Source organism: Candidatus Hecatella orcuttiae (assembly GCF_002009985.1).
Lineage (GTDB): Archaea > Thermoproteota > Bathyarchaeia > Hecatellales > Hecatellaceae > Hecatella > Hecatella orcuttiae.
In genome coordinates, this window is record NZ_MTLX02000005.1 from 154,488 (window position 1) to 178,892 (window position 24,405).

The following is a 24,405-nucleotide window of genomic DNA, read 5'->3' on the forward strand; positions in this document are numbered from 1 at the left end:
ATTTTGAGTCAGCCGCCAGTGAGCGAAGGAGAAGACTTGGACTTTGAAACCGTGAAAGAAGACTGGAACGAGTACAAGCTCAGCGACGGCTCAACCCTCAAGGTAAAGACCGTCCTCATAGGCGTTCGCCGGCTTAAAAACCAGTACACCCCCACCGGAGACCCTGTCTACGTTATCACCTCCCACAACGTGGTTCGGTCCCTCCACGTGCCTGAGAAACTTAAAAGAAGGCCAGCCCCGCCGGCTGGAACCACCATATGAGGGCTTGAGGAAACAACTTATAGCGGGAGAGCTCTAAGAGTTTATTGGCCTATTGATGGGAGTTAAAGATGGTTGAAAGAATTTTTCCTGACACCTCCGTCATCGTAGACGGAAAGATAGTTCGCATGTTGGAGCGAGGAGAACTCAAGGCTGAAGAAGTGGTCGTTCCCTTGGTGGTGGTGGAAGAGCTTCAGGCTCAAGCCTCCAAAGGTCGGGACTCAGGCTTCATAGGGTTAAGAGAGCTGAAAAGGCTCAGAGCCGTGGGGGAGACTCGAGGCATTAAAGTTTCCTTCTCTGGCACTAGGCCTAGCTTAGACGACATCAAGCTGGCTAGAAGCGGTAGAATCGACGCCCTCATCATGGACATGGCCTTAAAGGAGGGGGGAACCCTCGTCACCGCGGACTATGTTCAAGCCTTAACCGCCGAAGCCAACGGCGCCAAGGTGGTCTACATTCCTCCCGAAGGCCGGCCGCCTAAGCTGAAGTTTGAAAAATACTTCACCCCCGATACCATGAGTGTTCACTTGAAAGCGGGAGCCGCGCCCATGGCCAAGCGGGGCAAACCCGGCGCCTCCAAACTGGTGAAGTTGAGAGAGAGGCCTCTCACCGAGGAGGAGATGGAGAACACCATCAGGGAGATCCACGAAGTCAGCAGGCTCAGAGGGAAGGGTCTTTTCGAAATATCCATGAATAATGCCACCGTCATTCAGCTGGGAGACTACCGTATAGCCGTGGCTAGGCCTCCCTTCTCAGACGGCTTAGAAGTAACCATCGTCCGGCCTGTGGTGAAGCTGAGGCTGGATGACTACGGCTTATCTCCGAAACTCTTAGAAAGACTTCGGGACAAGGCAGAGGGTATCCTCATAGCTGGGCCTCCGGGCTCCGGGAAAACCACCTTCGCCTCTTCTCTAGCCCAGTTCTACATGGCTCAAGATAAGATCGTGAAAACACTGGAGGCCCCTAGAGACCTGCAGGTGGGGCCTGAAATCACCCAGTATGCTCCCTTGGAGGGGAGCTTCGAGAAAACAGCGGACATTCTCCTCCTCGTCCGCCCTGACTACACTGTTTTCGACGAGATCAGAAAAACTCAGGACTTTAAGACCTTCGCCGACATGAGGCTGGCTGGAGTGGGCATGATAGGGGTAACCCATGCCAGCAGCCCCATCGACGCCATCCAGAGGTTCATAGGGCGGACGGAGTTGGGAATGATCCCCCACATCGTCGACACGCTGATTTTCCTCCGATACGGAACGGTGGAAAAAGTTTACGAGCTGAGTTTAACGGTCAAAGTCCCCACGGGGATGACGGATGAAGCCCTAACAAGGCCTGTCATAGAAATCAGAGACTTTGAAAGCGGCCGCTTGGAGTATGAAGTCTACACTTTTGGGGAGGAGAACATCATCGTCCCCGTCGCCCCCACCGAAGCCGCCAAGGTTCCCCCAGCCCGAAGGCTGGCTGAAACCCGGATTTTGGAGGAAATCCGCAGGCTCGCCCCCAAGGCTGAGGTGGAACTGGTCTCCTCAGACCGGGCTGTGATCCGAGCGGACAGCCGAAGCATCCCCATGCTCATAGGCAGGGAGGGCGCCAACATCTCCAAGCTGGAGAAGAAGCTGGGAATCCGTCTGGATGTAAGGCCTCTCCGCGGCGAAGAGGGAAAACCCGTCAAATTCTCTTTAGAGGAAACCAAAAGCAGCATCGACCTGCTTTTCGACCCTGAAATAGTAGGAAGCCAAGCCCGTGTTTATGTGGACGGAAAATTTCTTTTCGCAGCGACGGTGGGTAAAAAAGCTAGGATACGGGTCTCGAAACGAAGCCCTATGGGATGGGAGCTCGGGGAAGCTATCACAGAAGACCGGGAGATCACCGTAACAGTATAAGCTGACCCGAAAAAGATTAGGCCGTATATGGCATGGGTTTTCTGGGCGTGGGGTTATGAACTTCGGCAGCGTTTAATTTGCTGTCCTGTTTTTTTAAACTGGACAAAAAACTTTATGATGAACTCTTTGAGGTTTAAGGGGTCATCCACATAGGTGATGGTGGAGGTTCCGTTTAGCCTCGCCATTTTTTCGCAGAAACGTCTCAGCTCCGGCCGCCGGTCCAGTATGATGATGTTAAGCCTGATGTCGGCTTTCCCGGCCATGTAGGCAGCCCTCAAGGCGCTTTCTTCAGGTGTTTCATCCCCATGGCAGGCTGCAGTGGGTTCCCCGTCTGTTATCAGGAAAATGTTCTTGTTGCCTTCTTCCCGGGAGAGAAGCTCTGTGGCGAAGTCGATAACCTGTCCTATGTCAGTGTATCCATAAGGCCTCAGCTTAACGATCTGCCCGTAGGACAAGAGTTGAGGCCTCTGGTTGTAGGCTACTACATGGAGTTTATCTTCCTTGTAGTCCCTCTGAAGTATCTCTCTGAAAGCCAAGGCTGCCGCTATGCCTCCTCTAAACTTATTCCCTCGCATGGAGTAGGACACGTCGACCAAAAGGGCGTTGGTTGACTTGGCTTCGTGGAGGGGAACCCTGATTTTCAAGTCATCCTCCGCGATCCTCATGTTCACAGGGTCTCTTACTGCCGTGCGGATAAGGGTCTCCTGAATGTCCAACATATCGTAAGAGTGCTGGAATTCGTCGAATTCCCGGAGAGTGGAGGAGGGCATACTACCCCAACCGGTTTCCTCAATCTCATGGGGGCCCTTATCTTGATGTTTTTTCAGGTTTAAGAAAACTTCCTCCAACACTTTCTCAGCTATGATTTTCTCACTTTTCTCCGTAAACTCCGGATACAAGGCTAAAACGTTCTGGTAAGGCCAATCCTTCGGCGGCTTCAGCTCAATCCAACCTTCCTTGTTGAGGGCTTCCAGTATCTGGTTGAGGAAATGCTGGATCAGCTGTTCGGCTTGAAGATCTGAAGGCTGAATTTCACCTTTTTTGATTTTCTCCAGAAGCTGCTGCCAAGCTTTCTCTTTGGCTTTACGCTGCAGCACGTATTCTTTCAGCCATCGGCTGTCGTGGCTTCTCATCCAATGCCAAAGTTGGCTTTCCGCCTCCGCGCCGAGGCTTTCCTCCATACACTGGTTCTTGCATTGCCGAATGAGCTCTTCCAGCAGTTGAGATTCAGATTTTTTTTCACGTGATTGCGCATCAGGATTAAAAAGCTTGTAAAGAAGGTCCCCTGTCATCTCTTTTCCTAGAATGGAGGAAAGCTCTTGCTCCTCAGGCTTTCTGCACAGTTCACATTCAGGCTTCATTTTCCACCAGCTCTCCCAAATAGTAGGTGAAGTCCTTTTTGTCCACCAACCTAGGAGCACAGTGAAGCATGGATTCTAGGATGATCTCCACGGTTGAAAGATAATAATCGTCTTCCAGCGCATCGTCGCGGGAAATAGCCCTTACGTACTGGTTGATTACTCTATACTTTCTCAGCTTGGGGACAAGCTCCATTCGAACGGATAAAGCCTGTCTCCCATCCGAGGGTGTGCCGCAGGCTCTCAGAGCATCGTAGAATTCTCGAAACTTTTCAGAGGAAAGCTGATTGTAGATTTCTTTGCAGGTTTGCTTCAAAGCCTCCTCCAGCAGCTTGTCCACGATCTCCTCCTTCTTGTCCACAAACCCAAATTCCACTTCCATCCTGCCTACGAGGGCAAGTTTGACTATTTCGTTGAATTCCCCGTAGTCGGAGAGGAGAGGCGTCCTCCGGCCGCTTCTCAGAGCTTTAGATAGAACGTGGTCAAATAGTTTTATGGTAGCTCTGCAGGAAGGCTCCGATTCTATCCTCCGAGCGTCGGCAAACCGCTCCTTGTCGCGGGCGTACCTAACCGTTCTCGCCAATATCTCCTGATGCCAAGGAGGTATCTTGGGGGTCTCTCCGGATCGCGTGGCGTAAAACGTGTTCCTCAAACCTATTTCTATTTCCTCCTCCAAAGTCTCAGGAGGCCCTATTTCTATTTCCTCCATCCTGTCTAGGAGAGGCTCTTTGATGGGTGAGGTTCCCCGGTAGTTGGCGGGATTGGTGGAAGCTAACTCCAGGGTATCGATCTTGAAGGGGACAATATCCCCCTCCATGGTGGTCACCTGATGTTCTTCAAAGAACTCGTGGAGCAGAGTCTGCAGGGATGAGGGCACTGCCCCCAATTCGTCGAAGTATCCAACCCCCCGATTGGCTTTGAGGGCCCTTCCGGGAATGAAGACTTCAGGATGGTCCAGCTCATAGCCTTCCCTAATCTTCTGAATGGATATGCCGCCTATGAGCTGCCTGCTGGTGAGCATAGGGTCCCCGGGAATCCTGACCCATATCCGCGGAATCCAAGTGAGCTCTACCCTGTTGCTTTCCAGAAGCCTCTTTCTGCAGGAGAAACAGGAAGGCCGAGTGGGGTCGTCGTGGATTTTACATCCCTTCACCGCCAAGAGTTTGGTGGGAAGCAGCTGCGCTATAGCCTTGGAGAAAGTTGTCTTACCGTAGCCTTTTCTTCCCTTGAAGAGGATGGGGGAATTGGAGAGGAGGGCGTTTTTCACCAGCTCTTTTTCCTTTCTCTTTCCAACTACGCTTGGGAAGATGTCCACTCCAGCCTTTTCACTTTCCAAGATTTTCTCTATTATGTAGTCGATGGTGTGTTTTGAGTGGTACTCCTTGTAGGGGGGACTCCAGATGTCGATTTCTTCCCCGTAGAGGGTGAAGACTGGAGCGTTACTCTCCTTTACCACCACTTCCTCGAAGATGAGGCGGTCTATTTCGCCTGTTCCGAGTTTGGAGGGATTCGGCGTTTTTCCACAACTCCCTAGATATCTGGGATGAGAGTTATCACAATATAGATTTACTTACTTATTTATTTCACGTTTTACAAACAAATAACAGCCCAGAGAGGGGCCTTCAGCCGCTTTCCCTCTGGGAGCTCTCAGCCGCTTTCCCCACCGCCTTGGCCACCTTAACCATGCTGGGCCGGAGGAGTTTACCGTGGAGGAGGTAGCCTTTCCGGAGGACCTCTACCACGGTGTTATCTTCAGCCGAATCGGTTTGAACTTGCTCCACCGCCTCGTGGACGGCTGGATTGAAAGTTTTTCCCAAGGCATCGATTTCCGTTACGCCTCGATCTTTCAGGGTTTCCTTTAAATCCCTTAAGGTCATCCGGATTCCTTCAGCCAGTGGCCCTTCTCCCGCAGAGGGCCCGGTGTATTGAGCTGCTCTCTCTAGGTTGTCCACGATTTCCAGAAGCTTCACCATGAGTGGAATGCTCTGAGCCTCCGTGGCTTCTTCGATTTCCTTTTTAACCTTCTTCTGATAGTTGTCGAAGTCTGCTTGAAGATATTTAAGCTGGTTGAGGTAGCCTTCCGCCCGCGCCTTCTCCTCCTCCAAGGCTTTCCTAAGTTTTTCTATTTCTCCCTTCAGCTTTTCAGGGTCCGCTGTTTCGATTTCTTTTTCTTCTTTTTCATGAGGCTCCGAGGAACCCACGGCTTTTTGCTACCCCCTGAAAAGCATTTTTAAAGCGAAAGTTTTCAGCATTTGAAAAACTGCGTTTCCATAATAAGTTTTTCGGGTTTTCAGCCGAAGAGTAGGGTATGAATTTTTAAATCAGCAGCGAGCTTTCTATGCAAATAGAGCTGAGAAAGCTGAAGGAGTGAAATGAAACTTGTCCAGCGTTAAAATGGAAGAAATGCGTGTTGTGGAAACAGCTCCCTTTGACGTCAAGAAGCAAGCCTTTATCGTCGGGGTTCCGGACGTAGGTTTGGTGGGCCCTATCGCCGCCTCCCACTTAGTCCAGTCGCTGGGTATGACGGAGATAGGATACGTGGAGTCAGATATGCTCCCCCCAGTGGTAATCGTCCACAAAAACCATCCCAAGCCTCCCTTGAGGCTTTACGGCTCCGGAAGCCTAGCCGTCATGACCACGGAAGTGGCCTTGACTCCCAAGTCTCTCTTCTACCTCACCCGGGCTCTCACCCGGTGGGCTAAGATGAGGGGGATCGAATTTGTCGTGGGGATGACAGGTCTGGCTATCCCCAACCGAATGGATGTGGAGAAACCCACCGTTTACGCGGTGGGCTCCACCGACAGTGCTAAAGCTCTCATTAAGAAGGCTGAGATTCCTCCCTTCGACGAGGGGGTTCTTGTGGGAACTTATGCTTTGCTCATCCGAGAGTGCCTCCGGGAAAACCAGCCTAACATCACCCTTCTCGCCGAGTCTCACTTCCAGTTTCCAGACCCTGGAGCTTCGGCCTCCACTATTCAAAGCCTGAACTCCCTGCTGAACCTCAACATAGGGGTTGAGGAGCTTTTGGAGAAGGCTGAGGAGATAAGGGTGAAAGCTCGGGAGCTCATGAGAAGAACTCAAGAGCAGCTGAGAGGCATGCATAAGGTACAGGAGCAAGAGGTCCCGGGAATTTACGTTTAGGGGGGGTCAGCCATGTCAACTAGGAAAAGGCGTTCCTTTTTCGACCTCTTCGATGAGATCAGAAGCGAAATAGACCGAATGATGAAAGAATTCACCGAAGCCATGCTGCCTGAAACGCCCATGTACGACGTGACCAAGAAGGAGCTTCAACCCCTCACCAACATCCAAGAAACCGAGGAAAACGTCATCGTCACCATAGACCTGCCCTGCGTCAGAAAGGAAGACATAAAGCTTCACATCACAAAAGACAGTCTCAAAGTTGAAGCTCCCACCCGGCAGTGCATTCAATTCGAGCCGTGGGGACCCTTCCAAAGGCAGGTGGAGTTTGAAGTCTTTCGGAAAATCCTGAAACTACCCACCACCGTGGAAGCCAAGAAAGCTAGGGCCAGGTTCCAAGGCGGCATCTTGGAGGTAACCATCCCCAAAAAGACCGTGGGCTTCGAGGTGCCCATCGAGTAGAAGGCCATCCTCCGGCAGCAGGCTCTGCCTTAAAAAGCCTCGGATCGAGCAGCGGGGATGATGATGGTTCAAAAAAGGAGACAGGTCACCTACAGGGAAGCCGGCGTAGACATCGAAGCTGAGGAAGAGGCCCTCAGAGAAGTTGTGAAAAAATGCCATGAAAGCTTCGTCTTCCGAAAAGGACCCGGCAGCGCTGTTATCCCCATTTCCCACTTCTCCGGCGTCGTCAAAATTTCCGAGAAACTGGGCTTGGCTGTGAAGACCGACGGAGTGGGATCCAAGGTTCTTATCGCCCAGCTTATGGAGAAATACGACACCGTGGGCATCGACTGCGTGGCCATGAACGTGAACGACGTAGTCTGCGTGGGAGCGGAGCCCCTCTCCTTCGTCGACTACATCGCCGTTCAAAAGCCGGACCCGCTGCTTTTAAAGGAGATAGCCTCAGGCCTCGTGGAGGGAGCCAGAAGGGCGAAGGTGGCCATCGTGGGGGGTGAAATAGCTCAGCTTCCAGAAATCATCCAAGGTAGCGTGGAAGGCAGAGGATTCGACTTAGCTGGCATGTGCATCGGCCTCCTGCCCCTGAATCGCCTGCTTTCAGGGGAAGCTGTTAGGGAAGGCGATGTGGTCGTAGGGTTTGAAAGCTCAGGCATCCACAGCAACGGTCTAACCTTGGCTAGGAAAGTTCTCCTAGAAAAGGCTAAACTCAGCCTCTTCAAGCCTGCGGAAGGACTTGACAGGCCCTTGGGGGAAGAACTGCTCGAGCCCACCCGCATCTATGTGGCGGAGGCTCTGGAAATGCTAGATTCGGGCCTCCAGGTTAAGGCTATGGCTCACATCACCGGAAAAGGCCTCCTAAACCTAGGGAGGATAGGTGGAGATTGCGGTTTCCTCATCGAAAACCTACCCCCTCCTCCCCCCATCTTTAACCTCATCCAAAGCAGTGGAAAGGTGGCTGAGGAGGAAATGTACCGGGTCTTCAACATGGGAATAGGTTTCTGCGCGGTGATTCCTAAGGAAGAAGTTGATTTAGCGTTAAAAATAGCGGAAAAACACGGTGGAAGAGCTCATCTTCTAGGAAAAGCTGTAAAAGACCCTGAAAGGAGGATCCGAATAAAACCCAAGCGGTTGGTTGGCGTTAGAGGGAGATTTGAGAAATATTAGCTTCTGTAAGGAAGAAGTCCTTCCCAGCCGGATTATCAAAAATCTTATATTTCTAGGCCCGATTAAAAAACAGTTTAACGGAGGTAGTTTCCTTGGCTGAGATAAGAGTCGCTATAGCCGGTGTCGGCAACTGCGCTTCTTCCTTAGTCCAAGGAGTCTACTACTACAGAAACGTAAGTGATGATGAAAAAGTTTTAGGTCTCATGCACACGGTTTTCGGAGGATACAGAATCGGAGACATACGGTTTGTAGCAGCCTTCGACGTGGACCCCAGAAAAATCGGAAAAGACCTCTCCCAAGCCATCTTCTCCGCGCCCAACTGTACCCTGAAGTTCTCCGATGTCCCATACTTGGGGGTACCGGTTCAACCAGCGCCTATGCTGGATGGTGTGGCACCTCACATGATGGAAAGCTTCGGGCTTAAGGACGACGACCCCGTGGAGCCCGTGGAGATCGTTGATGTCCTGAGAGCTTCGGAGGCTGATATGCTGATCAACTATCTTCCCGTAGGCAGCCGACAGGCTACGCAGTATTATGCGGAAGCCGCGCTTAAAGCTGGCTGCGGATTCGTCAACGCCATACCGGAGTTCATAGCCTCCAGTCCAGAATGGGTGAAAAGGTACGAGGAAGTAGGCTTGCCGCTGGCTGGCGATGACATCAAAAGCCAAGTGGGTGCGACTATCATCCATAGGACCTTAGTGGAGCTTTTGGAGAGCAGAGGCGTCAAAGTGGATGAAACCTATCAGCTGAACATCGGGGGAAACACCGACTTCCTCAACATGACGGTGGAGGATCGCTTGGCTAGGAAGAGGATAAGCAAAACCGAGGCGGTTACAAGTCTTCTCCCCTACGAAATACCTGTGCGGATAGGCCCCTCCGACTACGTGCCTTTCCTCAACGACCAGAAAATATGTTACCTCCACATTAAGGGGAAGAAGTTCGGCGGCGCCTCCATTACGGTGGACCTGAAACTTGCGGTGGAGGACTCTCCAAACAGCGCTGGAGTCATGGTCGATGTGATTCGGGCGATGAAGTTGGGGTTAGACAGGGAGTTAGGCGGAGTCTTAACCAGCATCTCAGCCTACGCCTTTAAACATCCACCTCAACAGGTTCCAGACCATCAAGCCAGAGTGTGGGTGGAGGAATTCATCCAAGGTAAAAGACAGCGGTGAAAACTCCGCTGTTAGATTCACCTCACCTACACCACCCTAGGGAAGTTTGACTCAGCTTTCAAGAAGCGATAGTGTAGTGTAGGGTTTAATCTTTAAATTCTTCATCCAACCATGTCGAAGGATGATGATACCTTCAACCGTCAGGGTGGCTACGGGTCTATACTGTAACTGGGATTCTTTCGTCAGAGTAGACAGTCAGGTTCTTCGCTGGGTTGAGAACTTGCAAAAAGTAAAACCGCAAGCCGTTGTTTTAAAGTCCTTGGAAGAAGCTGTATACACTCTGCAAAAAGCTTTCAGGGAAGGAGGAAGGGAGTTCCTCATATCCCGGGAACTCTACTCTTCTCTTGATTCTCTTTTTAAGAGGAGGGAGAAAAGAGTTGGAGGCAACGGTTACCATATGGGTAAAGTTTTGTTCGACCTAGGTCTTAGGCCGTTGGTATCCTACCCTTGCCGGCCTCCCAACCTCATGCGGGCTTCCCCGGCTTTCAAGATAGCTTGTGGAAAAGAATTCAAATTGCCTGAGGAGGCAGTACGGGTCGGGGACCCGGAATACGACCACATCGTCTTCGAGTTTACAGAAGACCCTTCTCTAGGGGTTTTCTTAGAAGGGCGCCATATACTCTCCTGGGACAGGATGTCTTCGGAGGGAAAATTTGACTACGACTTTCTGGAGCATGCCTCCGACCGGAGGTTCGTGGACGTTCTGATTCTCGCCTACGCCCATCTTCTTCTCCCAGATTTCAAAAAGAAAACCGACGAGGTAGTTGACTACTTGGACGGTTCGAGGAGGCCAAAAGTGCACTTGGAACTGGGTCAAGGTTCGGAGGAGGCTTTAACCTATGCCCTAAAAAAGTTCACAGACTATCACTGCGTAGACTCTCTAGGTCTTAACGAGAAAGAATGCGCAGACTTCCTGAAGGCTTCTTCAGGAAGACCTGAAGACCTAGCTGAAGCTGCATTGGAGGCCGCTAAGCTCTATGGTGTGGACAGAGTCTGCGTTCACTCATCCTCCTTCGCCCTATCCGTATCGAAGTACAGCTTAGACAGGGAAGCGGAAGCCTTGACCACAGGCCGTTTGGTCGCCGCGGCTAAAACCTTCGGTCTTCCCTTCGAAGAAAGTCTGAATTCAGCTGCTGGTCTTCCCTGCTCAGAGGTTAAGCCGAGAAAAGAGAAGAGAGACGGCTACAGCCTCTGCCTCATTCCCGCTCTCATAAACAGGAACCCAAAGGTTTTAACAGGCCTAGGAGACGCCTTCGCTGCTTCTCAGTCAGTCAAGGCGCTTATTCCCTAAAGATGAAGGGCTTTGTTCGCAGTGTGGTAAAATTATATGCCGGGAGGTTTTATTCCAAAATTATGGAAGCTTCGGGTACAGGTATATTGACAGCGTCCGCTGGAAAGGGAAGAACCGCTGCGAACAGCGTAGGCATCTTCATGGAAAGAGGAGCAGTTCTCTGCATCTTTGGCAGAGAATCTCCCCATGTGGGTGCTGTAGCTTTGGCTGTCCCTCGGCCGAGTTTGAAGGATCCTCGTAGGCTGAGTGCAACTTCCTCGGTGCTCACGGTAGTCGGCCATAAGGAAGATGAAATAGTTAAACCTCTTTCAGAGGAAGCCGCCAAGAAGCTTAACCTCACCACAGTAGTTGTGGCAGGTCTTCACGTGGAGAAAGCCTCAGACCGGGACATCGAAGCCTTAAAAGAAAACGCTAAGCTGAGCGCAGAAAAACTCGTGAAAACCTTCATGAGACGTTGGAAATAAAAAGACAACCCTGCCGGGCGACCCCGGCGGGAGCTAGGGTTATTTCTCCATCAGGCTTGTGAATGTGTCGTGGTGGTTTTCTTCATCCTCCAGTATCTTTCTGAAAATTCTCGCCGTGGTCACATCTTCTTCATTCTGCGCCGTTTTAATTATCTGCTTGTAAAGCCGGATTGCTCCTTCTTCGTCTTTTATATCTTGTTTTATCATTTCTTTAAGGGTTTTTCCGACAAAGATGGGCTTAGGTTTGGTTGTAGGTTTTCCTCCCAAGTAAGCCAGTCTTTCAGCGATTTCTTCAGCGTGCTTCATCTCGGTTATAGCTATGCTTCTCAGCTCATCCTTCACGGCGAAACCTTCTACCCCCGCCCAGAGGATATGCTGCCACATATACTGGATTGATACCTGTAACTCTCTTGCCACTGCTTCATTCAACAAATCCAGCAATTTTTTTGATACCATATTCTAACCTCACCTTATACTCCGAAATAGGCGCGATTTGTTTTTAAGATTTTCTATCACCTGCCCGCAACAAAGATAATCAAGCAGAAAGACTCCTCTCCTGGAGTGAAAGATAATAATCCCCGCCGCTTAATATACTCCAAGGAAGCATATTCGAGGTTTCACCATGGTCTATAGAAGGCTTTCCGTCGTAGACGTCGACCTCTGTGTAGGCTGCCAGTGTTGCATGTTTGCTTGCAACAGAAGGTTTGCCGAAGCAGGTCTATCTAGGTCGGCAATTCACGTCAGATCTGCTGGAGGGTTTGAAAGAGGCTTCGTGGTAACGGTTTGCAGAGCCTGCCCAGATCCCCCTTGCATGAAGGTTTGCCCCACCAACGCTTTGGAGCTCAGAAAACATGGGGGCGTCATTCTCAAGCCGGAAAAGTGCATCGGATGCCAGAACTGTGTTGAAGCCTGCACCATCGGGGCTATCTTCTGGAATAAAGTTGAAGCCAAGCCTGTTATCTGCGTCTATTGCGGCTACTGCGCTGACTTCTGCGCCTTCGGGGTTCTGAAAGCTGAACCCTTGGAGGGGGAAAAGAAATGATGGAAGAAGATTCCCTCAGCCGGATTCTCTATGTGGATCTGTCAAGGCGGAGGTTCTGGGTTAAGGAAAGGCCTGAGCTTTTTGAAAAGTGGCTGGGGGGCGCAGGAGTCGCCATCCAACTGCTCAAGGAAGAATGCCCCAAGGATGCTGACCCCTTCGGTCCGGAAAACCCTGTGATTTTCGCCGTGGGCCCCTTGAACGGGCTTTTTCCAATAGCCTCCAAAACCGCAGCCATGTTTAAGTCTCCTCTCACAGGCAATCTGGGTGAAAGTTATGCGGGAGGCAGAAGCTCCATCGCCCTACGGATGGCCGGCTACGGTGCGTTGGTGATTAAAGGCTCCAGCGAAACACCTGTTTACCTTGCAGTTCACGAGGAGGATGTCCATTTCAGGGAAGCTTCAGTCCTTTGGGGAATGCGCAGCAGCTACACGGTTGGGCGGGTGATAAGAGGAAGGGAGCCGGCGGCTGGAGTGAGAACCATCATGCGCATCGGGAGAGCAGGGGAAAAACTAGTTTCCTACGCCTGCCTGGTCACCGAAACCTACAGACATTTCGGCAGACTGGGGCTGGGAGCAGTCTTCGGCAGCAAAAAGCTGAAAGCCTTAACCATCTCCGGAAAGCGTTCCTTCAAGTTCAAGAAACCCCGACAGTACCGGGAGGTCTACGACAAAATCTTCGAGCAACTTGTCACATCTCCCGCGATGAAAAAATACCATGAACTGGGCACGGCTATGAACATCGGCCCGCTGAACGAGATGAAAGCTCTGCCCACCAAAAACCTGTCATCGGCTTCGTTTGAAAAGGCAGAGGACATCTCGGGGGAAAGTTTTGCTGAAAAATATCTAGGCCGAAGGGTGGCCTGCGCCCACTGCCCTGTTAGCTGCGTCCACATCGCTGCCTTGAGGGAACCCTACGAAACTGAGCCCTACTTCTACAAGACCAAGATGATCTCCTACGACTACGAGCTTATCTACGCCTTGGGTTCCATGCTTGAGATACCTTCTCCACCAGAGGTTCTGAAACTTATCGACGAAGTGGAAACCTTCGGCTTGGACGCCATGAGCACCGGTGTAGCCTTGGCTTGGGCGACGGAAATGCAGGAAAGAGGATTGATAACAGAGACAGAGCTCTCCGGCCTCAGGCTGAGATGGGGCGACGCTGAAGCCTATACTAAGGCCATTCAGATGCTGGTGGAGCAGCCCAACGATTTCTTTCGAGCCTTAGCCCGCGGTGTCGACTACGCTTCTTTAAAGTACGGAGGCTCGGAGTATGCTCTAGCCTTCGGAGGTAATGAGATGCCCGGCTACCACACCGGCCCGGCGGCGCATGTAGGCTATCTTGTGGGCGCGCGTCACAGCCACCTAGACGGCAGTGGGTACAGTATCGACCAAAAGTGGAGCGCGGCTGGAAGACAGCCTACAGCGGAGGATGTTGCAGCTGCCCTGATCTCGGAGGAGATATGGCGGCAGATACTTTCCAGCCTTGTAATATGCTATTTTGGCAGAGGAGTCTACACGCAGGAAATCGTGGTTGAAGCTCTGAATGTAGCTGGGTATCCGGTGAGCTACCAAGAGTTGATGAAACTGGGGGCTGAGATCCTGAAAGCCAAGTATGAGTTCAAGTTCAGTCAAGGCTTCAGCTTCGAGGGGCTGAAGGTGCCAAAACGAGTTTTAGAGACGCCTACTCCCTTGGGCTTTATTTCCGAGGACTTTATCAGAGAAAGTGTAAACCTTTACAGGAGAAAACTGGAAAGCTTATGAGGGCGTCGAGGCTTAAACGGCTTGGTTGGTGGAAAAGATTTATGGGCAGCCAAGCATCTGTGAATACACTTTGCAAGGCAGGATTGAGGGGGAGAAAAATTGACATCCGCAGAAACCTATGAGTACCTGCTGCCCTTGGAAAGCTTGGTGGTTTCAGGCATTCAGATAGGCACGAAAATCAAAACCAAGCATATGGAGCCCTACATCTACAGGGTGAGGCCTGACGGCCTGTTCATCATCGACACCCGAAAAACCGATGAAAGAGTCAGGATAGCAGCTAAATTTATGGCTACTTTTCCCCCCAGCAGTATAGCTGTGGTTTCCTTTCGTCTCTACGGGCAGACGCCTGTGGCTAAATTCTGCGAAGTAACAGGTTGCGTTCCTATCTTAGGACGGTTCCCCCCAGGCGCTTTCACTAACCCCCTCTGCCCCAGCTACATGGAGCCTCAGCTGGTGATGGTCACAGACCCTGCTGCCGATGAGCAGGCGATAGGGGAAGCATCCAAGATCGGCTTGCCTGTCATCGCCCTCTGTGACACCGACAATGTTGTTGAGAACATCGACCTCGTCATCCCCACCAACAACAAAGGGAGGAAAGCCTTGGCCATGGTTTACTGGCTTCTAGCCAGACAGGTTCTACGGGAGAGAGGGGCTATCTCCACGGACGGCAACCTCTCGGTGCCAGTTGAAGATTTCGAGACCAAGCTTACCGAGAGTAAGGAAGAAACTTAGTCGTCAGGGGCAAACCGCGGCTTCCAGCTTTTTGGTGCTTGTTGCTTCTTTTCCGGGTTAGAGTCTCTGGTTAAATATAAATACTTGTAATACTTTCAGGTTAACAAGTAATATCATGCCGGGTTGAAAATTGGAAGCAGAACTGCTTTTAGTTCTTTCCCTCGGTTTTGTGCTGGGATTAGAACATTCAGCCGACGCAGACCATGTAGTGGCAGTGTCCACCATCGTTAGCAAGAACAAAAGTCTAGTGAAGTCTTCGATCCTCGGCACCTTGTGGGGAGTCGGACATACCTTCACCCTGTTGGTGGCAGGATTCACCGTTTTACTCTTCAAAGTTACCCTATCCGACATGATGAGATTTCCGTTCGAATTTGCCGTGGGAATCATGCTGGTGGCGCTGGGGGTTTCAGTCCTCAGAAGAAGCCTATGGGACAGGGTTCATTTCCACCGCCACACCCATGGTGCGCAGTCACACATTCATCTCCACTCCCACAGAGCTGGGGAAAGCCACGACCATAAACACACGCCGCTCCTCATAGGCATGATTCACGGCTTAGCGGGAAGCGCTGTGTTGCTTCTGTTGGTGCTTTCAACTCTGGATTCCCTGTTCCTCGGCTTGGTGTACATCCTCGTTTTCGGGGTGGGTTCCATCTTAGGCATGATGGGCTTGAGCGCCGTCATCAGCCTGCCCTTCATACTTTCAGCTGAACGCTCCGCAAAGCTGAACCGGTGTCTGAGGGCTATGTCAGGCTTCTTGAGCATCGGGCTGGGAATTCTAATAGTCCTAAAGGAGTTGAATCTAGTAGGAGTCTTCTAGACAGGCTGGGATAGGCCGCCATATTTAATTGGAGAACAGTTTTATATTCGCCAGTTTTCTTTTCGTTAGAAAGGGACGGAGGTTAGAAATTATGGTTAACATCAGAAGGCTGGTCATCGATTCCCTCATGCCTAGGGACAGCTCCATCATAGACCTTTCCCAGGCCATCTGCCGGGTTGAAGGGGTTGAGGAGGTTGACATATCCGTCATGGAGGTGGATGTAAAAACCGAGACCATCAAGCTCACCATCCGAGGGGCGAACATCAACTACGATGAACTCTGCAAAGTAATGAACGACCACGGCACGGCCATAAGAAGCATCGACGAGATAAACGTGGCTAGGAAAAAAATATCAACCCCCTCCCAGCCTACCTGAGGCTGAGGAAAGCCCGGGACAGCTGCGAAGACGCTTTTCCCTTGAAAGCGTTGCTTAGGGTTCAGAAAAGCGTCCGGCCGGATGGAAACACTGCCGATTTATTCTACGTGGACACGGTAGAGGTCCATGTCCTCTCCCAGCAGGGAGAGAAATTCTCTGGCAGACCTTTTAGGGTCTTTAGACTGAGTTATGTATCTTCCTACCACGATGATGTCAGCGCCAGCTTGGACGGCTTGGTGTACGTTTGAAGGGCGGATACCCCCGGCTACGCCCACCAAGAGCTTCTTTTTCCCCTTAGGGGCTTCTTTGATTTCCGCTATCTGGTCCCACCGGGTTTTTTCCCCTCTCCCCACGTCTATGCTTTCATGGAGGATGACCACGTCCGGAGGTTCTTTCAGAGCTTTAATTTTCTCCACGGGGTGAGGAACATTCATCATATCGATAAAGGAGTAGATCCCCAGCCTAGCGGCTTCGTAGATGAAAAGGTTCAGGGTTTCATTGCTGGCAAGGCCTGAGGCCACCACTCCGTCGGCGGTTTCGTCGAAGGCTAGGTTAACCTCCACCTGCCCCACGTCCAAGGTTTTAAAGTCGGCTACGACGAAGGTTTCCTTGGCAATTTCCTTGATGGCTCGAATAACCTTGGCACCGTACCTTTTGATCAAAGGTGTGCCCGCCTCCAAGATAAGCCGGTCGCTGAGGGGAAGTTCCGCCAAGATGGTCTTAGTCCTTTCAAGGTCGGGTATGTCTAAGGCCACCTGCAGATAGGGGGGCATCCACAGCCTCGGAACCCTGAAGCCCATGATGGGATGCTTGGCTCTGTCCTTGTCGTACATGATCTTCTCCAAAGGCGGGTAGCCGGCGAGGGCTCTTTTCAAAGCCAGTTTGGTCGCCCCATAATTGTAATGGTATATTTTCCTCAAGTCTTGAGCCTCAGGGTGGACGAAGACGCTGCACAGTATAACCCAGTCTTCCACCTTCTCCGCTGGGATGACGCCTTCTTCCACAGCGTCGGCTACAGCCTTAGCCACAGCCGCCTGAGCTGGGCCGAATACTTTTTCCACCTGAGTGGACTCTTCGATGGTGACCTTGGGGACGATGAGAGTGAAGGGTTTAGGGGGAAGATTAGGCCTTATGACGGCTAGGAGAGGCGTGTGCCCCGCGGAAACGTTGGTTAACCCCGCGGCGAAGGCCTGCCCCACTGGGCTTTCCTTGTCTCCGATGATGAGGTCTATGTGGGCTACCTCAGCGCCTTCTCCCACCAAGGCTTCTCCTATAAAATAATCCAAACCACGGGCACCTCTTCGAGTGAGAGAATAATATTAGGTCCAAACCTATAAATACCTCTAGCTTTTAAAGGGCCTTGGAATCTGGATGACGGCGGGGGCGTAGGCTTCGGGAGGCATTGACCTCGGGGTAAGAGTCTACGAGCTTCGATCCCCCAAGGAGGGGCCCACAAGGCTTTTCCTAGGCGGTTTACACGGCCGGGAGGGGAAGACCGCTAAGCCCATTTTGATGAGGGTGGCGGCGGACGGTGTTCCCTCCAGTGGAAGGACGATAATCATCCCCACTCTCTCCATGGGTAAAAAATACCTCAGTACTCTTCAGGAGAGCTACTATGAAACCGAGGAAGGTGCTAAGGTTCTGTCACTAATTCGGGAGTATAATCCCTCCATCTACGTGGAGCTTCACTGTTATCGACACTCGGCTTTCTCATCCCTGACCAGTTTGGAGAGACTCAGCAAGACGGGAGTGCCGCCCATGGTCGAACTGGAAGAGAAGATGCTTCTCGGAAGCGTGTCTCCACACCTGCTTTCTAGATTTAAATTCGAATTTTCCTTGGTATTGGAGGTTCCTTGCCGAGCTTCCCTCAAGACGAAGATGAAAGCCCTCCGACTGTTGAATTTCATAAAAAACTCCGAAAATTGGAGAGCGGTTTTAGAAAAATTCAAAACGGAGTACCCTCATCAACTGGAGAAAGCTTCGAGGCTTCTTCGAGGCTGGCTTCCCGAAGGCGTAGGCGCGCGGGGCCCGCCAACTAAAAGTAACTCGGAGAACGCTTTTATCTAGAGGCTGAAAGGGCTGATTGTAGGTTGGTCTCCCTAACCTTCTACGGCGGCGTCGGCGAAATAGGCGGCAACAAGATTCTCATAGAAAGCGGAGAGGACAGAATTCTCCTCGACTTCGGCATGTCCTTCGCTCTCAGGAGAAAATTTTACTACACTTTCCTATGTCCCAAAACAGAGAAAAGCCTGCTGGAGTTCGGTTTGCTGCCGAGGCTGAAAGGCGTCTACAGGTTCGATAGGTCTGAGCCCAGCTTGAACGGGGTTTTCCTCTCCCACTCCCACCTAGACCATGCCGGTTATGTTTCTTTTCTGAAGAGGGAGATCCCTATCTTCTGCGGGGAAACCACGGCCACCATTCTCAAGGCTTTAATGGAGCTGAGGGGAAGAGACCTCGAATTCGACCTAGAAGGTTTAGAGTTCAAGACGTTCAGAACCGGGAAGAAAATTCGGCTTGGCAGCTTGGAAATAGAGCCGATTCACGTGGACCACTCTGTTCCAGGCGCCTACGGACTCATAGTTCACACGGAGGAGGGTTCCGTCGTCTACACTGGAGACTTCCGACTTCATGGCTCCCGGCCGGAGATGACGGAAGAGTTCCTCCGCAAGGCAGGGGAAGCAGACCCTCAGGCAGTCATCGTAGAGGGGACAAACGTGGTGGGGGCTGAGATGTCTTCGGAGGCGGAGGTTTCAGCGAAGCTGGAGAAACTCGTCCAGAAAACCTCAGGTCTAGTGTTAGCGGACTTCGCAGTAGGGGATCTTGACAGACTCAGGTCCTTCCACGGAGTGGCTGAAAAAACCGGGAGGCAGCTGGCTGTCACCCTAAAACAGGCTCATCTCCTCAGGAGGCTCGGCGGAGACCCGCACCTGAAGGTCCCCTGCTTGGAGGACGGCTGTTTGCTGGTTTTCAAAAGGAGCAAAAAACGGTATGCCCCTTGGGAGCAGGCTTTGATGGAGCTGGACAACGTCGTTGACCCGGCGGGAGTCGCTGCGAATCAGGGAAAGATTATCCTCTCCACCTCCTTCTACAGCCTCGGCGAGCTTTTGGAGATAAACCCCAAAGCCGGAAGCTGCTATGTGCTCTCCTCCTCGGAGCCTGTCACAGAGGAGGGGGAAATCGAATTCGACAGGCTGGTTAACTGGCTGGACCACTACGGTCTACCTCAATACCACATCCACGTCTCAGGACACGCCCTGCCCCACCAGCTGAAGGAGGCGGTGGAGGCCATGGGAGCCAAAAAGGTTTTTCCCATCCACTGCGAACACCCGAAACTCTTTCGGAGGTTTCTGGGAACCAAGGTTAACGTCAAATTGGTGGAGAAAAATAGGGTTTATTCCATTTAGGCTAGCCCGGCTTTCTTCAGCAAAGCGCCACGTCTGCTTACCCGTGAGTAGTAGACGAGTCCTCCGGTTTCCTCCTCTAGGAAAACTTGAGCCTCCTCTTTCAACCTCTCCGCCTGAGGCTTTCCTCGGATGAAGCCGTAGACAGCCGGCCCGAAGGAACTCATTCCCGCACCCAAAGCTCCTTTTTCCAGCATGAAATCGATAATCTGCCGGACGATCGGAGCTTGAAGCTGGTGCTCGATCTTCTTGAAGCCTATCCCCTGAATTTCGGTGAGGGCTGCTCCGAAGCTGGAGGCGTCGCCCTCCACCAGCGACGGCCAAAGCTTCATCAGGATAATCCGGGCCAGCTTGTCCACTTCCCGGGATGGGAGGGGGCAGTAAGTCTTGAAGACTTCAACCTCCTGACGCCCATGCTGGCCTCTTGAGACATCAGGAACAGCGACCACGAAAAACCAGTCTGGAGGCGGATGGACCCTAGCCAAGATGGGAGGCGGGGGCGCCTTGGAAACCCGGGAAGGAAGAAACTCTCGCTTTTGAGCTTCAGCTCCGAAACTGTGACCGCCGTCTAGGATAATGCCTCCGGCTTGAAAGGCAGCGACCCCTATGCCGGAGGTTCCCCCTCTTCCCATGAGAGCGGCCAGCTCTGTTACGCTGAGCTTCAACTCCAAGTACTCCGCCAAAGCTTTCCCCACAGCCAAGGCCAGCTGGGTGGCAGAACCTAAGCCCACATGTTGGGGAATAGAGCTCAAAACTCTGATGGAAACTGGAGGTTTTTGATGGAGGTGCTGAACGAACTTTTCAGCGAACCTCCGGCATAGGCCTTGGGCCTCCAGTCTCCGGGAAGGTTCAACCTCAATTTCCCAACCGGGGGTCTCCAGGGCTGCGCCTACCCCCCCGTCCACTCTGCCCAGCTCTCCGTTGAGGTCGATGAGGGTGAAATGGAGGCGGGAAGGCGTGGTAACGGTTATCTTAATCATTCCATCATCTCCTAACCCGGGGGTGGCTTTACCCTCGCTTTTTTCTTTCCTTGATCATCCGGGTGAAGTAGTCCCGTTTATCCTTCGCCCTCCTGCAAGCTTCAGCCACCTGGGTTTTGAGCTTTTCCTTGTCTGTCTGAGCCTCTTCCCCCACAACTCTTTTGACTTCGGTGTAAGGTGATTCCCTGAATTTGGGCTTCAACTCCTTCAACTCCCCTCCGTAAGAAATCTGAGCCTCCAACGGCCCGTCGACCACCCTTCCCACTTCACCGATTTTTATGCCTAACCCTGTCACCGCGGCCTTCAAGTGTTCCGCATGGTCTTTGGGGGCGAAGATAAGAAGGGAATCTAGGGAGACCCCTAGAGGGTCGATGGAGAGACTTCTCATCATCCGGAGAACCGCGGGGTTTACCAATTCTTCAAAAGCCTGTCCATCCACCACCATTCCGACCCCAGCCTCCCTGCAGATAGTGTTGGCGTCCCCCCGTATGCCCCCGTTGGTCACATCGGTCATGGCGTGAATCTGGGAGACGAGGCCTGAATCAAGGAGGAAACGGCATACCTCCAAAAAGTTGATGTTAAGGGTCTCGAGGAGGACGGGGAAGTTGCCCGAGTAGATGGCCGCTGTAGCCACTGTTCCCCCTCCCGCGCCCTCTGTCATGAGGACGATGTCCCCCGGCCTGATGTTCCGCTTAGCCGTCAGAGCTTTGGGGCTCTCCGCCAAGCCCACGGCTCCAACACAGCTTACCATACGGTCTCCCAGGACCATGTCTCCTCCAACCCTCAAGGTGCTACCGGAAACAAGGGGAACCCCCGTCAACCCCGACACCGTGCTTACACCGGCCACGAAGTCGAAAAGCTTCCCCACATCTCCATCGTCGGCTAGATGCAGGTCGTCGAAGAGTGCCACAGGTCTGGCTCCTTTAACGTAGACGTCGCGGAGGCAGGCGCGAGTGACATGGAAGCCGGCGATGAAGGGGAAGCTGCTGAGCCTGGAGTGGGTTCCGTCCACGGCCACCGTGACCACGACCTTCTCTTGCTCCCTATAGACGGCTCCCGCATCATCCAAGGAAAGAGGCCCTAGAAGAGGAGTCAGACCCTCCACTGTGGCCAGCTGGGCGATGAGGGAGTGAACGTAGAGGTCACCCTCTCCCCGGGAGCCGACGCCCATCTCCCCCATTTTCACCCCAGCCTGCGGGTATTCTAGCAGCCGTCGGAGGGCCTTGTGCTTGGGCTTCCGGCGGCTTCTCTCAACCTCTGCCAGAACTGCCTCCGCCAGTCTTCCTGCCTCCTCCAAGGAAGTCTCTTTGTAGGTTTTAATTTCCTCCACCAGTCTTGCTTTTATGAGGCTGGGAGTTGTTTTTCTGTCCAGTAAAAGGTTGACCAAACCTTCCAAGTCTGTCAAATTCATCCTCTCTAGACCGGGGCCGTTTTTCCGGCTTTCTTAACCAAGATCGTAGGCTTCCCAAATATGCTTAGCCCCAGGGCCGGAGGAGGCAGACACAGTTATATAATTCGGGGAGACCCCGCTTTTCAAGCGGAGAAGTCCCTGCTTTGTCCATCCTCAGCCTTGAAAACCGCCAGCTGGACGGAGAATACCGGCTTCATGTAAAAGCTAAGCAGCGAAGCTACGTCGAACAGAAGTATTTTGAACTCTACATCCTCAACGGAGAAAACCAGCAAGCGGAGCCCCCGCTTTTCAGAGGCATACACAGCTCAGGCCGGGCTTCCCTCTGGGTCAAAGGCTGGGTGGACGGGGAGTACTTTGAACAGGTAGCGTTCCCCCACGGGGCTAAACTCCACTTGACCGAATCAGGCTTGGACGTGAGGCTTTTCAAGCTCTTAGGCAGCTTGATTCCTCTTGGAGGAAGCCTGATGGTGGCCTACGAAATGTTCTGGGGAAAAAGCCAAGTCCACCGGGAGACAAGCCTGGCTTTAAAGCAGGGAATACCACCCCTTCTAACTCCTCTGGGATACCTCCTCTTCCAAGCTGACTGCTGGATAGGTATCAAGGACTGGTACTGGCCTGAAGGAGGCATGGAAGGACCCCCAAAGCTTCAAGGCTTCAAAGCGCCCGACGAAAAAACCGAGCGGAAGAAAACTTTGGACACGATCAAGATGTTGGAGAATTTCCTTCGCAGGCAGCCTGAGAGTATCTCTGAAACAGAATCGGCCGCTCGCAGATTGGCTGAAAAAATCCTCAGCCGGCTTTTAAAGAGGCAAAAGAAATAACAGCGATCCTCCGCTCTGCGGGGACACGTAGGCTTACCAGTCTTGTCTTCTAAAGACTAAATAACCGGTTAGCCAATGCCGCGTTTTTCCTACCTATCAAATAAAGCTACTGTAGAAAATCGATGAAAGATTTGGAGCCCCGGGAGGGATTCGAACCCTCGACCTTCCGCTGTCCCTCCTCCGCTACGAGGCGGACGCTCTGACCGGCTGAGCTATCGGGGCGCAGAATTTTCATTCACAGTTACATTTTTTAACTTTGCTGAATATAGCAAATTCGCTTGAAAGAAGGAATCCTCTTCTTTTCTCAAGACTGTTACAGGAAGCAGTTTAGAAAGTCCTTTAGCCTAAGGCCGTCGAGTTCAAATTTCCTACATGAAGAGAAACAAGGTGAGGGGAGAAACTTTGAGCTGCAGCGGAGAGGCCTTAAAAAACCTAATCCGAAATTACGGGAAAACCTACGCGGAAGAACTAGGCATCAACCTCAAGGCAGCTGAGGAATCCGAGGTTTTCAAGTGGTTTCTGGCGTCCGTTCTCTTCGGAGCGCCTATAGCTGAAACCTCCGCCAAGAAGACTTTTCGACAATTTGAGCGAAGCCATCTGACTGCTCCGGAAAAGATCCTGAAAGCAGGATGGAACAGGCTTGTCGCCCTCCTAGATGAGGGAGGCTACACCCGGTATGATTTCAAAACTGCTACCAAACTGCTGGAAGCAGCGGAAAACTTGAAGAAGAATTATGGAGGAAGCCTCAACCGCCTCCATGATAAGGCGGCTGACTCACGGGACTTGGCCGTTAAACTGCAAGGGCTGGCCAAAGGCATAGGCCCCACCACCGTCAACATCTTCCTCAGAGAGATGATGTCCTTATGGAAGAAAGCCTATGCCCCCCTCCAACCCGCCGAGATTGCGGCTGCGCAGGCGTTGGGCTTAACTCGCTTGGAGGGCAAGGGCGAAGAGGAAAAAAGGGCTATTCTCGAAGATTTGGTGAAGGCTTGGAGGCAGCTAGGGGGGAAGATGGAGGACATACCATCCTTGAGGGCGGCCTTGTTCAGGTTCGGTAAGGCTGTCCTTAAAGGGAAAGGGAAGTAACCGCCAAGACTACGCCTGTGTCTTCTGGAGAAGTCTTATAAGGAAGTTAGGTTTTCTAGGGGTATCCTCCTGAATGTTAAGCTTTGGAAAGCAAGCAACTTCGGGGAAGAGCTTTTGAGCGAGGTTAAAACCTTAAGGATCAAAGGCGAAGTTAAACTGGGCTTCAGGCTTGTTCCCTTCGTAAAGGAGGTCAGGGCTCTAAGCCGGGAGGAGGCCTTGGAAAAGGTTTACAACGAAATTGGGGGTAGAAACAAGTTGAAGAGAAAACAGCTTAAGATCCTAGCCGTAGAAGAGATCAAGCCGGAGGAGATTAAAGACCCTCAACTTCGAGCCCTCGCAGGAATGGGAGAATAAATGGCAGCCGAGGAAAAACCTGAAGAAATAGAGAGAAAACTCCGGGACATGGTAGTGGAACTTCGGATACTGGAAGGAAACGCCCAAGAACTGCAGTCAAGGCTGGGAACGGTGGAGATGGCTCTCCGCGAGTACAACATGGCGGAGACAACGGTTAAAGGACTGGAACAAATGGAGGCTGACAACGAAATCTTGGTTCCCGTGGGCGGAGGCACTTTCATCAAGGCTAAGATTGCCGACACCGATAAGCTCATGGTAAGCATCGGAGCCGAAGTTACCACCGAAAAGACCGCTAAGGAAGCGGTAGCTCTCTTGGAAACCAGACAGGCAGAATTGAACAGCATTAGGAACTCGCTTCAAAAACAGTTCACTCAGCTTCTGAACAGGATGCAGGTGCTGCGGGGTGAAATCCAGAGGATAACAGGCTCCCTCAGAACGTGA

General features: G+C 52.1%; 26 protein-coding genes and 1 tRNA gene. 19 read left to right on the plus strand and 8 right to left on the minus strand.

The annotated features are described in order from the left end of the window. Nucleotides 1-3: 3 nt before the first annotated feature. Both BWM17_RS03635 and BWM17_RS03640 read left to right on the plus strand, forming a co-directional pair. Nucleotides 4-261: a hypothetical protein gene (locus tag BWM17_RS03635; protein WP_309492564.1), complete on the plus strand. Its 258-nt coding sequence runs from the start codon at nucleotides 4-6 to the stop codon at nucleotides 259-261. A gap of 68 nt (nucleotides 262-329) precedes the next feature. Beyond that, nucleotides 330-2,138 carry a PINc/VapC family ATPase gene (locus BWM17_RS03640; RefSeq protein WP_309492565.1) on the plus strand — a complete coding sequence of 603 codons (1,809 nt, stop codon included), beginning with the start codon at nucleotides 330-332 and terminating at the stop codon, nucleotides 2,136-2,138. 53 nt (nucleotides 2,139-2,191) lie between these two features. Here the strand turns inward: BWM17_RS03640 and BWM17_RS03645 are convergent, their stop codons facing one another. The 3 genes from BWM17_RS03645 to BWM17_RS03655 form a co-directional block, all read right to left on the minus strand. Continuing rightward, complete coding sequence (locus BWM17_RS03645) at nucleotides 2,192-3,499, minus strand: VWA domain-containing protein (protein WP_309492566.1); 1,308 nt, start codon at nucleotides 3,497-3,499, stop codon at nucleotides 2,192-2,194. Beyond that, nucleotides 3,489-4,952: a hypothetical protein gene (locus BWM17_RS03650; RefSeq protein ID WP_309492567.1), complete on the minus strand. Its 1,464-nt coding sequence runs from the start codon at nucleotides 4,950-4,952 to the stop codon at nucleotides 3,489-3,491. The genes BWM17_RS03645 and BWM17_RS03650 overlap by 11 nt, the downstream gene beginning before the upstream one ends. Before the next feature lie 166 nt (nucleotides 4,953-5,118). Further along, nucleotides 5,119-5,697 carry a nucleotide exchange factor GrpE gene (locus BWM17_RS03655; RefSeq protein ID WP_309492568.1) on the minus strand — a complete coding sequence of 193 codons (579 nt, stop codon included), beginning with the start codon at nucleotides 5,695-5,697 and terminating at the stop codon, nucleotides 5,119-5,121. 178 nt (nucleotides 5,698-5,875) lie between these two features. On the opposite strand from BWM17_RS03655, the gene BWM17_RS03660 reads away from it, so the two are divergent. The 6 genes from BWM17_RS03660 (at nucleotide 5,876) to BWM17_RS03685 (ending at nucleotide 11,184) form a co-directional block, all read left to right on the plus strand. Further along, nucleotides 5,876-6,637, plus strand: coding sequence for a proteasome assembly chaperone family protein (locus BWM17_RS03660; protein WP_309492569.1), 762 nt, complete (start codon nucleotides 5,876-5,878; stop codon nucleotides 6,635-6,637). A gap of 12 nt (nucleotides 6,638-6,649) precedes the next feature. Next, complete coding sequence (locus BWM17_RS03665; RefSeq protein ID WP_309492570.1) at nucleotides 6,650-7,096, plus strand: Hsp20/alpha crystallin family protein; 447 nt, start codon at nucleotides 6,650-6,652, stop codon at nucleotides 7,094-7,096. Between the two features lie 63 nt (nucleotides 7,097-7,159). Next, a complete protein-coding gene (purM, locus tag BWM17_RS03670; protein ID WP_309492571.1) occupies nucleotides 7,160-8,257 on the plus strand; it encodes a phosphoribosylformylglycinamidine cyclo-ligase in 1,098 nt (365 codons plus the stop codon). Between the two features lie 92 nt (nucleotides 8,258-8,349). Continuing rightward, a complete protein-coding gene (locus tag BWM17_RS03675) occupies nucleotides 8,350-9,429 on the plus strand; it encodes an inositol-3-phosphate synthase (RefSeq protein ID WP_309492572.1) in 1,080 nt (359 codons plus the stop codon). 121 nt (nucleotides 9,430-9,550) lie between these two features. Beyond that, nucleotides 9,551-10,720, plus strand: coding sequence for an ADP-dependent glucokinase/phosphofructokinase (locus tag BWM17_RS03680; RefSeq protein WP_309492573.1), 1,170 nt, complete (start codon nucleotides 9,551-9,553; stop codon nucleotides 10,718-10,720). Nucleotides 10,721-10,782: 62 nt separating this feature from the next. Beyond that, a complete protein-coding gene (locus BWM17_RS03685) occupies nucleotides 10,783-11,184 on the plus strand; it encodes a hypothetical protein (RefSeq protein ID WP_309492574.1) in 402 nt (133 codons plus the stop codon). Between the two features lie 39 nt (nucleotides 11,185-11,223). On the opposite strand, the gene BWM17_RS03690 is transcribed toward BWM17_RS03685, so the two are convergent. Further along, a complete protein-coding gene (locus tag BWM17_RS03690; RefSeq protein WP_309492575.1) occupies nucleotides 11,224-11,640 on the minus strand; it encodes a ferritin-like domain-containing protein in 417 nt (138 codons plus the stop codon). Between the two features lie 166 nt (nucleotides 11,641-11,806). On the opposite strand from BWM17_RS03690, the gene BWM17_RS03695 reads away from it, so the two are divergent. From BWM17_RS03695 to BWM17_RS03715, 5 genes are all read left to right on the plus strand, one after another. Further along, nucleotides 11,807-12,226, plus strand: coding sequence for a 4Fe-4S dicluster domain-containing protein (locus BWM17_RS03695; RefSeq protein ID WP_309492576.1), 420 nt, complete (start codon nucleotides 11,807-11,809; stop codon nucleotides 12,224-12,226). After that, nucleotides 12,223-13,986, plus strand: coding sequence for an aldehyde ferredoxin oxidoreductase family protein (locus tag BWM17_RS03700; protein ID WP_309492577.1), 1,764 nt, complete (start codon nucleotides 12,223-12,225; stop codon nucleotides 13,984-13,986). The genes BWM17_RS03695 and BWM17_RS03700 overlap by 4 nt, the downstream gene beginning before the upstream one ends. A 99-nt stretch (nucleotides 13,987-14,085) precedes the next feature. Continuing rightward, a complete protein-coding gene (gene rpsB / locus BWM17_RS03705; protein WP_309492578.1) occupies nucleotides 14,086-14,718 on the plus strand; it encodes a 30S ribosomal protein S2 in 633 nt (210 codons plus the stop codon). A 130-nt stretch (nucleotides 14,719-14,848) separates the two neighbouring features. After that, nucleotides 14,849-15,535 carry a hypothetical protein gene (locus BWM17_RS03710; protein WP_309492579.1) on the plus strand — a complete coding sequence of 229 codons (687 nt, stop codon included), beginning with the start codon at nucleotides 14,849-14,851 and terminating at the stop codon, nucleotides 15,533-15,535. A gap of 91 nt (nucleotides 15,536-15,626) precedes the next feature. Further along, a complete protein-coding gene (locus BWM17_RS03715) occupies nucleotides 15,627-15,911 on the plus strand; it encodes a DUF211 domain-containing protein (RefSeq protein WP_309492580.1) in 285 nt (94 codons plus the stop codon). 98 nt (nucleotides 15,912-16,009) lie between these two features. Here the strand turns inward: BWM17_RS03715 and BWM17_RS03720 are convergent, their stop codons facing one another. Beyond that, nucleotides 16,010-17,197, minus strand: coding sequence for a bifunctional 5,6,7,8-tetrahydromethanopterin hydro-lyase/3-hexulose-6-phosphate synthase (locus BWM17_RS03720; protein WP_309492581.1), 1,188 nt, complete (start codon nucleotides 17,195-17,197; stop codon nucleotides 16,010-16,012). Nucleotides 17,198-17,312: 115 nt separating this feature from the next. Between BWM17_RS03720 and BWM17_RS03725 the strand changes: the two genes are divergently transcribed. Further along, nucleotides 17,313-17,978, plus strand: a complete 666-nt coding sequence (locus tag BWM17_RS03725; protein WP_309493718.1) for a DUF2119 family protein — start codon at nucleotides 17,313-17,315, stop codon at nucleotides 17,976-17,978. 23 nt (nucleotides 17,979-18,001) lie between these two features. Beyond that, entirely contained in the window at nucleotides 18,002-19,315 is a 1,314-nt protein-coding gene (locus BWM17_RS03730) for an MBL fold metallo-hydrolase (protein WP_309492582.1), read from the plus strand. On the opposite strand, the gene BWM17_RS03735 is transcribed toward BWM17_RS03730, so the two are convergent. After that, nucleotides 19,312-20,292 (minus strand): beta-ribofuranosylaminobenzene 5'-phosphate synthase, encoded by a 981-nt coding sequence (locus BWM17_RS03735; RefSeq protein ID WP_309492583.1) that lies wholly within the window; start codon nucleotides 20,290-20,292, stop codon nucleotides 19,312-19,314. The genes BWM17_RS03730 and BWM17_RS03735 overlap by 4 nt on opposite strands. Nucleotides 20,293-20,320: 28 nt before the next feature. Further along, nucleotides 20,321-21,703 (minus strand): AIR synthase-related protein, encoded by a 1,383-nt coding sequence (locus BWM17_RS03740; RefSeq protein ID WP_309492584.1) that lies wholly within the window; start codon nucleotides 21,701-21,703, stop codon nucleotides 20,321-20,323. A 143-nt stretch (nucleotides 21,704-21,846) separates the two neighbouring features. On the opposite strand from BWM17_RS03740, the gene BWM17_RS03745 reads away from it, so the two are divergent. Continuing rightward, complete coding sequence (locus BWM17_RS03745; protein WP_309492585.1) at nucleotides 21,847-22,524, plus strand: DUF1122 family protein; 678 nt, start codon at nucleotides 21,847-21,849, stop codon at nucleotides 22,522-22,524. A 132-nt stretch (nucleotides 22,525-22,656) separates the two neighbouring features. On the opposite strand, the gene BWM17_RS03750 is transcribed toward BWM17_RS03745, so the two are convergent. Continuing rightward, nucleotides 22,657-22,746, minus strand: a tRNA-Thr gene (locus tag BWM17_RS03750). 180 nt (nucleotides 22,747-22,926) lie between these two features. Between BWM17_RS03750 and BWM17_RS03755 the strand changes: the two genes are divergently transcribed. The 3 genes from BWM17_RS03755 (at nucleotide 22,927) to pfdA (ending at nucleotide 24,405) form a co-directional block, all read left to right on the plus strand. Then, on the plus strand, nucleotides 22,927-23,610 hold the full coding sequence (locus tag BWM17_RS03755; protein ID WP_309492586.1) for a hypothetical protein: 684 nt from the start codon (nucleotides 22,927-22,929) through the stop codon (nucleotides 23,608-23,610). 114 nt (nucleotides 23,611-23,724) lie between these two features. Then, on the plus strand, nucleotides 23,725-23,964 hold the full coding sequence (gene rpl18a / locus BWM17_RS03760; RefSeq protein ID WP_309492587.1) for a 50S ribosomal protein L18Ae: 240 nt from the start codon (nucleotides 23,725-23,727) through the stop codon (nucleotides 23,962-23,964). Next, nucleotides 23,965-24,405, plus strand: coding sequence for a prefoldin subunit alpha (gene pfdA / locus BWM17_RS03765; protein ID WP_309492589.1), 441 nt, complete (start codon nucleotides 23,965-23,967; stop codon nucleotides 24,403-24,405).